Here is an 11,875-nt window from a genome sequence, read left to right as displayed (position 1 = left end):
TGTTACGGAGTTGTTCGCCCACAAGCTGACATATGTGGGGGCGTAGCTTAATGGTAAAGCCTTAGTTTTCCAAACTAATGACGCGGGTTCGATTCCCGTCGCCCCCTCCAAAGAACGTAAATCCCCGGCCAACTGGCTGGGGATTTTTCATGCCCACGAGCAATCGCGCAAGAGCGGCCTTCACGGCGGAGCGTACGCCGGGTGAAAGCGGCAGCCAACCCGCCGCCGTCGTCCATGGAACCCCTAAACGGTGCACGGGGAACCCCGATTGTGCATCTGCGAACTTTTCCCCGTAGACTGTTGCGGGCACTACGGGGCGTAGCGTAGTGGCTAGCGCGCCTGCTTTGGGAGCAGGAAATCGCAGGTTCGAGTCCTGTCGCCCCGACTTCAGCATTATCCGGTTCACGTTTGGTCAGTGACTGCCCATGTGCTGGGCCAATATACCCATCAACAGACCATCAGGAGTACCACGCTGTGAAGAGCGCTGTCGAAAACCTCACACCCACTCGGGTCAAGCTCGATGTTGAGGTTTCTTTTGAGGAATTGAAGCCCAGTATTAAAGAGGCTTACACGACTATTGGTACACAGGTCCAGGTGCCTGGTTTCCGTAAGGGCAAGGTCCCGAACGCGTTGATTGATCAGCGCGTTGGCCGTGGCTACGTTCTGGAAACAGCCATCAACTCCGGTCTGAACGGCTGGTACCAGGAAGCTGTTGTCGAGAACAAGCTTGTCCCCTTGAGCCGTCCCGAGGTTGAAATCACCGAGGTTCCGGATCCGACCGGCACCGACGGTGTTGTCAAGTTCCACGTTGAGCTGGACATCCGCCCCGAGATTGAACTGCCTGACTACGAAGGTATTGAGGTTGAGGTTGCAGCTGTTGAAGCAGACGAGGCCGACACCGCCAAGGCACTGGATGAGTTGCGCGCCCGCTTTGGCACCTTGAAGGCTGTGGATCGCCCGGCCGCCGAGGGTGACTTCCTCACCATCGACATCGCCGCCAAGATCGATGACGTCGAGGTTGACTCGGCGTCGGACCTGTCCTACCAGATCGGTGCCGGCAACATGCTTGACGGCCTGGACGAGGCAGCAGCAGGCCTGTCCGCCGGCGAAGAAGCAATCTTCAACACCAAGCTGGCCGGTGGCGAGCATGCAGGCGAAGAAGCGTCGGTCACGCTCAAGGTTTCCTCCGTCAAGGTCCGCGAACTGCCCGAGGCAAACGACGACTTCGCTCAGCTGGCATCCGAGTTCGACACCATCGCCGAACTGCAGGAAGACTTGGCCAAGCAGGCTGCCGAGTCCAAGACTGTTGATCAGGGTGTTGAGGCTCGTGACAAGGTTCTGGAGAAGCTCGTTGCGCTCGTTGAGGTTCCCGTGCCTGACTCCGTCGTAGCTGATCAGCTGGAGCAGCACTTCAAGCCTGAGAACGCACACGGCCCTGAAGAGCACGACACCGAGGAGCACCGCGCCGAGGTCAAGGAAAACACCGAGAAGGCTTTCCGCAACGAGATCATCCTCGATGCGATCGCTGAGAAGGAAGAGATCGGTGTCAGCCAGGCTGAACTGATCGACTACATCGTCTCCTCGGCAAGCCAGTACGGCATGGAGCCGAACCAGTTCGCCCAGATGCTGGACTCCTCCGGCCAGGTCAACATGATCGTTGGCGAAGTTCGTCGTCGTAAGGCTCTGGCAGCTGTTCTGGCCAAGGCTACTGTCAAGGATTCCGAGGGCGCCGCCGTGGACCTGACAGACTTCGTCTCGGTTGCTTCCGAAGAAGAAGAGACCACAGAAGATGACGTCATTGAGCCCACAGCAGTTGTAGATCCGGGCGAAGCCCGCATCTAATACTTACCCCGCTGCCGGGTAAATAGTTTTTCCAACCGTTGCCGGTTCCTTCTCGAAGGAGCCGGCAACGGTTTTTTGTGCCCCGCCACAAGTGCCCCCGCAACTGCCGCGGCGGGCCTGTTTTATTCCCGCACGGCTTGCCCCTTCGGGTATCGTGCGCCTACAGCGAACAGTGTCCTGATGGGGGGCAACGAGCCACCAAAAAGGGCTACTGTCCAAGTAGTGAACATTAGTGATGGTGTCGTTGGGTTCGCTCAACGGGCCACACGAAGGAGAGGTAAACCCACCATGGCACAGCACACCACCCCCACGATGGCTAGCGCGGACCCGGCCGGCTCGGACCAGTACATCTACAACCGCCTGCTCAAAGAACGCATCATTTGGTTGGGTTCAGAAGTTCGTGATGACAACGCCAACCTGATCTGCTCGCAGCTGCTGCTGCTCTCGGCTGAGGACCCCGAAAAGGACATCTACCTTTACATCAACTCACCCGGTGGCTCGGTGACGGCCGGCATGGCCATCTACGACACCATGGAGTTCATCCCGAACGACGTGGTCACTGTCGCCACCGGCCTGGCAGCCTCCATGGGGCAGTTCCTGCTCTCCTCGGGCACCAAGGGCAAGCGCTACGCGACGCCCAACGCACGCATCCTCATGCACCAGCCCTCAGGCGGCATTGGTGGAACGGCGTCGGACATTAAGATCCAGGCCGAACTGATCCTGCACATGAAGAAGGTCATGGCCGAACTGACGGCCGAGCAGACAGGTCAGACGGAGGAGAAGATCCTCATCGACAACGACCGCGACAAGTGGTTCACTGCCGAGCAGGCACTGGAGTACGGCTTCTTCGACAAGATCGCCCGCCACGCAGGAACCGTTGCCGGTGGCGGCGGAACTAACGCCAAGTAAAGCAAGCCAAAGAGAAACTTCAGGAGTAACCAGACATGACATACAACTTTGGCGGTACAGCTTTCGGCCACACTGCCGGCAACCTGCCCTCCAGCCGTTACGTGCTTCCCCAGTTCGAGGAGCGCACACCCTACGGTTTCAAGCGTCAGGACCCGTACACCAAGCTTTTCGAGGACAGGATCATTTTCCTGGGTGTCCAGGTTGACGATGCATCGGCCGACGACGTCATGGCGCAGCTTCTGGTGTTGGAAGCCGATGACACCGACCGTGACATCACGCTGTACATCAACTCTCCCGGCGGATCCTTCACGGCCATGACGGCCATCTATGACACCATGCAGTTCATCCGCCCGGAAATCCAGACAGTTTGCCTCGGTCAGGCCGCCTCCGCCGCGGCCGTACTGCTCGCGGCCGGTGCCCCCGGCAAGCGGTTGGCCCTGCCCAACGCCCGCGTGCTTATTCACCAGCCGGCACTCTCCGGTGGCCAGGGCGGCCAGGCCTCCGACCTGGAGATTCAAGCCAACGAGGTCATGCGCATGCGCGAATGGCTGGAGAACACCTTGGCTGATTTGTCCGGCCGCACGCCGGAGCAGGTCAGCAATGACATCGAGCGTGACAACATCCTCACGGCAGCTCAGGCCAAGGAATACGGTTTGATCGATGAAGTGTTGGCGCCGCGCAAGATGAAGGCTCCGGCCATCACCCGCTAGATTCCGTGCGGACAATCGCCGGGACAGGGGCGAGACATTCCCTCGTCCCGGCGTTTGATTTCCACCCAATGTCCGTGGCGTGGATTAGAGTATTTGTAGGACGTTCCTGGCACCTGCCTGGAGCGAATACGGTTCAGAGCTAACAACGCCACCGGCGGGTTACTCGCGGAAGGACACATCAATGGCCAGGATGGGCGAAAGCACCGATCTGCTGAAGTGTTCCTTCTGTGGAAAGAGCCAGAAACAGGTGCGCAAACTTATTGCCGGACCTGGCGTGTACATCTGTGATGAGTGCATTGAACTGTGCAATGAAATTATCGATGAAGAGCTGGCCGAAGTAGCCGATCTTGACGCCTTTGAGCTGCCCAAGCCGCGCGAGATTTTTGATTTCCTGCAAGAGTATGTGATCGGCCAGGAACCGGCCAAACGGTCGTTGGCGGTTGCCGTGTACAACCATTACAAGCGCATCCAGTCAGGGCACGCGCTCAAGAGCAACACCATCTCCGGTGGCGTTCACGACGACGTTGAAATCGCCAAATCCAACATCCTTTTGGTGGGCCCCACGGGCTGCGGCAAAACCTACCTGGCACAGACCCTGGCGCGACGCCTGAACGTTCCGTTCGCCGTCGCCGACGCCACAGCACTGACCGAGGCCGGGTATGTGGGTGAGGACGTTGAGAACATTCTGCTCAAACTCATTCAGGCCGCCGATTTTGATGTGAAGAAGGCCGAACAGGGCATCATCTACATTGATGAGATTGACAAGATTTCGCGCAAGTCCGAGAACCCCTCCATCACCCGTGACGTGTCCGGTGAGGGCGTCCAGCAGGCGCTGCTGAAGATTCTTGAAGGAACCGTTGCCTCCGTCCCCCCGCAGGGCGGACGCAAGCACCCGCACCAGGAATTCATCCAGATCGACACCACCAATGTGCTGTTCATTGTGGCTGGCGCATTTGCCGGCCTGGAGGAGATCATCGGCTCCCGCGCCGGCAAGAAGGGCATCGGCTTTGGTGCGCCGCTGAGCGCGTTGAAGCAGACGGAGGCCAGCTACGCCGACGTCATGCCGGAGGACCTGCTGAAGTTTGGTTTGATCCCGGAGTTCATCGGCCGTCTGCCGGTCATCACCACCGTCACCCAGCTTGACCGCAAGGCCCTGATCCAGATCTTGACCGAGCCCAAGAACGCGTTGGTCAAGCAGTACCAAAAGATGTTCACGCTCGACGGCGTTGACCTTGAGTTTGACGACGAGGCACTGACAGCCATCGCCGAGCTGGCCCTGGTTCGTGGCACCGGTGCCCGCGGCTTGCGCGCCATCTTGGAAGAAGTGCTGCAGCCTGTCATGTTTGACCTGCCCAGCCGTGAAGACATTGCCACAGTGGTGATCACGGCCGACGTGGTGGGGAAAAAAGCTGAGCCAACACTCATTCCGCATGAGGTGGCCGCCAAGCGCAGGAACAAGTCCGCCTAAACAGCCCCATGGACTCGCTGCGGAATATACCGTGGCCGGTGCGGGTTGTTTGGAACGGGGCCCTAAGCGCCCCGCCGACTTCATGAACTCACGATCCAACAAGGAGATCTCACGTGCCCGAAAATGCTGTAGCTGCCACCGAAACGGCCGATTTTTGGTTTGACCCCGCCTGCCCATTCGCCTGGGTGACGTCGCGCTGGATCGGTGAAGTGGAACAGGTCCGCAACATCAACGTTGACTGGCACGTCATGAGCCTTTCGGTGCTCAATGAAAACAACCACGACCTCCCCGCAGCCTACAAGGAACACGTTGCCAAGGCTTGGGGCCCGGTGCGAGTCATCATTGCCGCAGCCAAGGACCACGGGCAGCAGGTCATCAAGTCGTTGTACGACGCCATGGGCACGCAGATCCACAATAACGGCAACAAGAACTACGGGGACGTGATCGCCAAGGCGCTGGCTGAAGTTGGCCTCCCCGCCGAACTGGCAGCAGCGGCTACAACCGACGCTCATGATGTTGCATTACGCTCCAGCCACGAGGAGGGTATTAGCAAGGTGGGCCAGGATGTGGGCACGCCCATTGTGGCCTTCAACGGAACAGCGTTCTTTGGTCCGGTCATCACGCGCATCCCGCGTGGCGAAGAGGCCGGCAAGCTCTGGGATGCAACGCTCACATTGGCTAGTTTTCCGTACTTCTTCGAGATCAAGCGCAGCCGCACCGAAGACCCGAAATTCGGCTAACGGGCCTCGGACTGCAGATAGGTCCAATATGAAGTCAGTCCTGTGACAGTAAAGTCCAATAGCTGCTCACAAGGTCCCATCTTCTATGACGTGCGGGGTTCAGGCTCCCGTACGTCATATTTGCTTCTGTGCTTACCCGGCTCCCTATGCTCAATGATGTTGACAGGAAGTGGGTAGTTTCAGTCACTACCCATCATCAGGGAGTGGTAATTTGAAAAATGCAAGGCTCAGGGCGGCGCTGGCCGCCGTAACGGGGGTGGTCATTGTTGGCACCGCCATGACGGCCATTCCGGCGGTGGCAGCGGACGGGAACGCCAAGCACGTTGACTGTTCCGCCACGGCGGCCGGGACACCGGATGGCTCCGTGGGACACTGTCCTGTTCAAGCGCGGCGCCACCTGCCTAGGCACCTATGCGCCCGTGGGCATTGGCAGCAGCACCACGCCCAGCACCATTTCCCCCTATGGTGCTGGCACGGCCCGCCCAGTCATTGACGGCAACGGCGCCGTTGACATGGTGGTGCTACGCAATATGGAAGGCGTTGAACTCTCGGGGCTTGAAGTGACCAATGCCAAGGGTCTCGCCTCTTTGCGGCGCGGTGTCTACCTGGTGCTGGAGAACTACGGAATTGCCAGGCACATGGTGGTGGATAACATGTATGTCCATGACATCAAGGGCAACGACGCCAAGGGCAGTGGCGGCATCCTTGCCTCGGTGACCGGAGACGCCAAGGCCAGCAACTACGCCGGCGCGCGGATCACCAACAACCGGGTGGATCACGTCAACCGAACCGGCATTGCCGCCGTCGCGAGTGGGTGGGAGGAACACCCCGAAGTGGGTTCCGCCACCATCACCAAGCCGTGGACGGCCAACACGGGCATCGTGATCAGCCCCAACAACGTTTTGGATACTGGCGGCGATGCATTGTTCCGCAAACAGCGGTTGATGCTGTGGTGGAGAATAATCGCGTCCATCTGTTCCAGCAACGCTCGGCAGGCTACAACGCCGGCATTTGGCCCTGGAATTCAGATGGCAGCACTTTCCGCTACAACGAGGATTCCGGTGGCAAGACCACCCGTGACGGTATGGCCTTTGACATTGACCAAGGCACCGACAGGACTCTGTTTGAGTACAACTACAGTCACACAACGAAGGCGGCTTCTTTCTGGTCTGCAATGCTGCCGGGCGTGTTGAAAGCGCCAATTTCTACAACTACACCATCTACATTGGCCCCGGCATTTCCCAGACCGTCATCAATGAAAGCAACGCCAACAAGCGCAACATTGCCTTCAAGAACAACATTGTTCTGAAAGAAGGCGCCGGCAGCGCATCACTGACCCTACGCTCAGGCGGCTTTGCCCTGGCGAACAACAGCTTCACCAATGCCTCCGGATCCACGGCGGATTCAACCGCTGTGACGGGCAATCCCCGCCTCATGGCCCGTGGCACGGCAACCTCCATCGATGCCGCGCTGAGGTAGCGGCTCCACCAGTTCTCGCCGTTGCTCAGCTCCGGACTGTCCTTTCCCAACAATGGCGGAAAGGACTTGTTTGGCAACCTCGTGCCAGCCGCTGGTGGGGTTTCCGTCGGTGCCTACAACGGCGTCGGCACTGCCGGTCCCACCCCGTCGCCCGTTGATGGTCCCGCGGCTCCGCAGTTGAGCAATGGCGGCTTTGAAAACGGGCTGAGCGGATGGGCAAACCGCAACGCGGTGGCCGTAAGCGATCCAGCACCCCACGGTGGCGGCCAAAGCGCCAAATTGACGGTCCCGGCAGGCGGCTATGCCACTCTGGAACAAAACATCAGCGGCTTGGTGGTGGGCAACAAGTACACCTTCAGCGGATGGGTGAAGCCCGACGGCGCCAAGACGGCGCTGTGCCTGAAATCAACGGGACTGACACCCAGTCCCGACGTGTTGATCAGCGCCGTCGAATGGACTATGGCAAGCATCGACTTTGTGGCCACCAGCACCTCGGCCACCTTCTTTTGCTATCGCGAAGCCGTGGGAACAGCGTTCTGTGATGACCTGAAACTGAGCGCTTTCGCCGAGCCGCAACCCACACAGACAGCCACTGCCGAGCCCACTATCAGCGCCTCGGCGTCTGCGTCGGCTTCTGCCTCCGCGGCGCCGTCCCAGACGCCCACCGCGGCGTACCCGGCCACAACGGCGGCAGGATCCACTCTGGCGAGCAGCACGGCCGGGGCGGGCATCGCAACGGTTTCCGATAGCCCCGCGGCAGGTGCCTTGGCCATCACCGGGGCGGCCATAACTCTGTGGAGCGCAGCTGTACTGGCAACGGTACTGCTGGGCCTGGGCCTGGTCCTGATGGTTCGCCGTAGGGCAGGCCAACACTAGGAGCAAGTAGTCGGCCGCAGGGTTTGTGTGGATAGGAGTTTGTTCCGCACAAGCCCCGTGGACCGCATCGAAACAAGGGTGAATAATTGCCCACAATAGATTCACAATTTCTCTTGCATCCGCCCCGATCCAGGCGCATACTGGTTCTTACCCAATCCGCCAAGGAAAGGGCTAGCAGGTACCAGAAATTCAGTGACTGAACCATCTGATACATGAGATACCGTTTCGACGGGATGCTCGAAAAGGTTCATTGACACCGGTGACGCGGTGAAAAGTCCTGAAAGTTAATGGCACCCGTTAGACCGCTAATCGTCACGTAGCGGGATGAAAGTCGAAGCCCCACCGACGGCAACTAGCCGATGGGGCTTCCCCTTTGCCCAAAAACGACCCGGCCATCAGCCTGTTCACCCACTCTTCACCGCAACGTTTCGCCAGCGGCCCACGGCGTCAACCTGGTCCGGTCATGGTTGAACCGTGAAGGTTGCAATAGTTGCTGAATCGTTCCTGCCGGATATGAATGGGGTGACCCATTCACTACTGAAGATCATGCAGCACCTGGATGAGCGCGGCGATACTGTGCTGGTCATAGCACCATCCACCGTGGAGAATGCCCCGGGAATGGTTGAAGGTGCAACAGTCAGGCGGCTGCCTGCGGTCCCCTTGGCAGGGTACCGAAACATACGTGTTGCCGTTGGCGGTGTTGCTCGGGTAAAAACACTTCTGGCCGAATTTGGGCCGGATGTTGTGCACCTTGCCTCGCCCTTTGTCCTTGGATGGAGGGCTGTGAGAGCAGCGGCAGCACTAGACATTCCCTCGGTGGCCGTCTACCAAACCGACGTCCCCGGTTATTCGGCCAAGTACGGGTTGCCGTTCCTTGAAAACTGGGCGTGGCTCCGCGTGGAACGCATCCACATGGCAGCCACCAAAACACTGGCCCCTTCCACAGACTCAGTGAATCAGCTGCGCGGCCATGGCATCCCGCGCGTAGAGCTGTGGCGCAGGGGCGTGGACACCGAGCGTTTCCACCCCAGCAAGCGCAGTGAGGCTTTCCGCCAGAAAGTGGCGCCCGCGGGCCACAAGATCATTGGCTATGTGGGTCGGCTGGCCCTGGAGAAACAGGTTGAGGATCTAGCCGTACTCGCCTCCGTCCCCAATTCCACGCTCCTCATAGTCGGCGACGGGCCGCAGCGCGAAATGCTCGAATCGGTCCTGCCCCACGCGTACTTCACGGGATTCCTTGGGGGAGAAGACCTTGCTGCGGCCATGGCGTCCTTCGACCTTTTTGTGCACCCCGGTGAGTTGGAAACTTTTTGCCAGACCATTCAAGAAGCCATGGCCTCGGGTGTCCCCGTCATAGCCACCGGCAAGGGCGGTCCCGTGGATCTGGTTGATTCCTCCCGCACGGGCTGGCTCTACGCCCCGGGCAATCTGGGCCAACTTCTGGGCTACGTCAGCGACCTTGTCGGCGACGATACGAAGCGTGCCGCCTTTGGGGCGGCAGCGTTCGAGCAGGTTCAGGGCCGCCAGTGGTCCGTCGTTTGCGAGCAGCTGATGGACATATACAACCAAGCCATTGCAGACCACCCGCGGCTCACCGCCGCGATGAAAGGAATCAAATGAAAATTTCAGTCATTGGCGCGGGCTATCTGGGTACGGTACATGCGGCCACGCTTGCCTCCATGGGTCACCACGTGATTGGACTCGACACAGACGCCGCCCGGATCGAGAAACTGGCCTGCGGCACGGCCCCGTTCCACGAGCCCGGCTTGGCTGAGCTGCTTCGGGACGGGCACGGCAGCGGCCGGCTCACCTTCACTACAGACCCGGCCCGGCTGGCGGATGCCGATGTTCATTTCCTCTGTGTTGGCACACCCCAATCCAAGACGGGCAATGAAACCGACCTGAGTTTCCTCCTGTCCGCCGTATCAGCCCTGCTCGCGCATGTGCGCCCCGGTGCCTTGGTGGTTGGCAAGTCAACAGTGCCTGTCGGAACTGCAGCCATCGTGGCGGAAATGCTCCTCGGCACAGGAGCGGCCCTGGCCTGGAACCCGGAATTTCTGCGTCAGGGAACAGCTGTTCAGGATTCTCTGGCTCCGGACCGGATGGTCTATGGAGTGCCCAGTGACGCCAAGGGCACCCAAGCTTGCTCAATGCTCGACGTCGTGTACGCACCACTGCTGGAACGTGGCACCCCACGGCTGGTCACCAACTTTGCCACAGCGGAACTGATCAAGGTGTCCGCCAACGCATTCTTGGCCCTGAAGCTTTCCTACGTCAATGCGGTGGGGCAGCTATGCGAGCAGGTGGGGGCCGACGTCGTACAGCTTGCCCAGGCGCTGGGGTTGGATGAGCGCATTGGCGGGCGCTACTTCCAGGCAGGGGTTGGATTCGGCGGCGGCTGCCTGCCCAAGGATCTGCGTTCCTTCAGGGCACAGGCTCATCGGAATGGGGTTGAGTCACTTGATGAGATGCTCTCCCTGGTCGACGGCATCAATGCCGATGCCCGCTACCACACGGCCGAGGCGGCGGTCCGGCTGTGCGGTGGTTCGGTCCGGGGACGGGCCATTACGGTTCTCGGCGCCACCTTCAAACCGAACACGGATGACATCAGGGATTCCCCTGCGTTGGATGTGGCCTGCCAGCTTGCGGCGCAGGGTGCGCACGTGACCGTCACCGATCCGCAGGCGGGGGACCATGTATGGCTGCAGTATCCGCAACTTACCTTTCAAAGCGACGTCAGTTTGGCACTGCGTGGCGCCGACATGGTGCTGTTGCTGACGCAATGGCCGCAATTCCTATCGCTTGATCCGGCGCTGACTGCCGCACTGGTGCAGCGGCCGGTGATGCTGGATGGGCGCAACGCACTCGATCCCGCAGCGTGGAAGGCGGCCGGGTGGGAGTATCACGGGATAGGACGCGGCCAGGTTCTTGCCAAGAATGTGCCATCCGCTGGGTTGCCCCAGGCCGCTGCGTAGGGACGCGTGAACCCGAACGAGCACTGGCTCCCGAGCGCCCCGGGGCGGTTTGTGGCCCTTGGCGACTCGTTCACCGAGGGCGTGGGGGATGCCAACAAACACCTGCCCAACGGGGTCAAGGGGTGGGCTGACCGTGTGGCCGAGGGGCTTGCCCGGGAGGCGCCCGGATGGGAGTACGCCAACCTTGCCATCCGGAGCAAGCGGCTGCGCCACATCATCGCCGAACAGCTGGCGCCGGCCATCGCCATGGAGCCAACACTCATCACCTTGTACGCCGGCGGCAACGATGTCATGGATCTGGGGACAAGAATTGCCGACATTCTGGCCCAATACGAGCAGCTCGTGGCGGATTTGGCGGCGACGGGGGCCACCTTGATCCTCTTCACCGGATACGACGTGGAGGTCTCACCGCTTCTTGGCCCGCTGCGGCGCAAGAACCATGCCTATAACGACGGTGTCAGGAGAGTCGCCGCCACCTATGGCGCAATTTTGGTGGACTATTCGGGATTTGAGGCGTACACGAACCCGCGCATGTGGGGTCCGGACAGGCTCCACATGTCCAAGGCCGGGCACAAATTCCTCGCCGCGCAGGTGCTGAACACCCTGGGGGTGCCCCACGGTATCGTGCACAAGCACGGGCGTCGGGCGGCTCGCAGTGTCCGGCAGCGGACCCGTGAGCAGTACGCGTGGGTCACCGGCTGGGTGCTGCCCCTGGTTGGCCGCAAGCTTCGGGGCACCACCTTGGGTGATTCGTTGAGCCCGCGCTGGCCGGTGCCCGTTCGGGTGCCGCCCAGGAAGGGGCTGAAGAAACTCGCCCTGGCCGCGAAAAGTCCCGCCGCAGCCAGGTAGGCCGGTCCGCTTCCGTGGACAACCACA

At 60.4% G+C, this 11,875-nt stretch carries 10 protein-coding genes and 2 tRNA genes; all 12 read left to right on the top strand.

The annotated features are described in order from the left end of the window. The first annotated feature begins 36 nt into the window (after positions 1-36). Positions 37-110: transfer RNA gene (locus tag ACX80E_RS06080), tRNA-Gly, on the top strand. Positions 111-312: 202 nt separating this feature from the next. Beyond that, positions 313-385, top strand: a tRNA-Pro gene (locus tag ACX80E_RS06075). A gap of 89 nt (positions 386-474) precedes the next feature. Then, positions 475-1,842 (top strand): trigger factor, encoded by a 1,368-nt coding sequence (gene tig / locus ACX80E_RS06070; RefSeq protein ID WP_459301007.1) that lies wholly within the window; start codon positions 475-477, stop codon positions 1,840-1,842. Positions 1,843-2,130: 288 nt separating this feature from the next. Then, entirely contained in the window at positions 2,131-2,751 is a 621-nt protein-coding gene (locus ACX80E_RS06065; RefSeq protein WP_459301006.1) for an ATP-dependent Clp protease proteolytic subunit, read from the top strand. Positions 2,752-2,786: 35 nt separating this feature from the next. Continuing rightward, the gene (locus ACX80E_RS06060; RefSeq protein WP_459301005.1) at positions 2,787-3,461 is read left to right on the top strand and encodes an ATP-dependent Clp protease proteolytic subunit; all 675 of its coding nucleotides are present in this window, start codon (positions 2,787-2,789) and stop codon (positions 3,459-3,461) included. Between the two features lie 181 nt (positions 3,462-3,642). After that, positions 3,643-4,929 carry an ATP-dependent Clp protease ATP-binding subunit ClpX gene (gene clpX, locus ACX80E_RS06055; protein ID WP_459301004.1) on the top strand — a complete coding sequence of 429 codons (1,287 nt, stop codon included), beginning with the start codon at positions 3,643-3,645 and terminating at the stop codon, positions 4,927-4,929. A gap of 113 nt (positions 4,930-5,042) precedes the next feature. Next, positions 5,043-5,669, top strand: coding sequence for a mycothiol-dependent nitroreductase Rv2466c family protein (locus tag ACX80E_RS06050; protein WP_459301003.1), 627 nt, complete (start codon positions 5,043-5,045; stop codon positions 5,667-5,669). Positions 5,670-6,025: 356 nt separating this feature from the next. Continuing rightward, a complete protein-coding gene (locus ACX80E_RS06045) occupies positions 6,026-6,862 on the top strand; it encodes a right-handed parallel beta-helix repeat-containing protein (RefSeq protein ID WP_459301002.1) in 837 nt (278 codons plus the stop codon). A gap of 352 nt (positions 6,863-7,214) precedes the next feature. Then, complete coding sequence (locus ACX80E_RS06040) at positions 7,215-8,024, top strand: carbohydrate binding domain-containing protein (RefSeq protein WP_459301001.1); 810 nt, start codon at positions 7,215-7,217, stop codon at positions 8,022-8,024. A 474-nt stretch (positions 8,025-8,498) separates the two neighbouring features. Continuing rightward, complete coding sequence (locus ACX80E_RS06035) at positions 8,499-9,644, top strand: glycosyltransferase family 4 protein (RefSeq protein ID WP_459301000.1); 1,146 nt, start codon at positions 8,499-8,501, stop codon at positions 9,642-9,644. Next, the gene (locus tag ACX80E_RS06030) at positions 9,641-10,999 is read left to right on the top strand and encodes a UDP-glucose dehydrogenase family protein (protein ID WP_459300999.1); all 1,359 of its coding nucleotides are present in this window, start codon (positions 9,641-9,643) and stop codon (positions 10,997-10,999) included. The genes ACX80E_RS06035 and ACX80E_RS06030 overlap by 4 nt, the downstream gene beginning before the upstream one ends. Before the next feature lie 6 nt (positions 11,000-11,005). Further along, positions 11,006-11,848, top strand: a complete 843-nt coding sequence (locus ACX80E_RS06025) for an SGNH/GDSL hydrolase family protein (protein ID WP_459300998.1) — start codon at positions 11,006-11,008, stop codon at positions 11,846-11,848. Positions 11,849-11,875: the final 27 nt, after the last annotated feature.

Source organism: Arthrobacter sp. TMN-49 (assembly GCF_054511095.1).
Note: the sequence above shows the minus strand (reverse complement) of the source record. Positions and strands in the feature narration are given on the sequence as shown.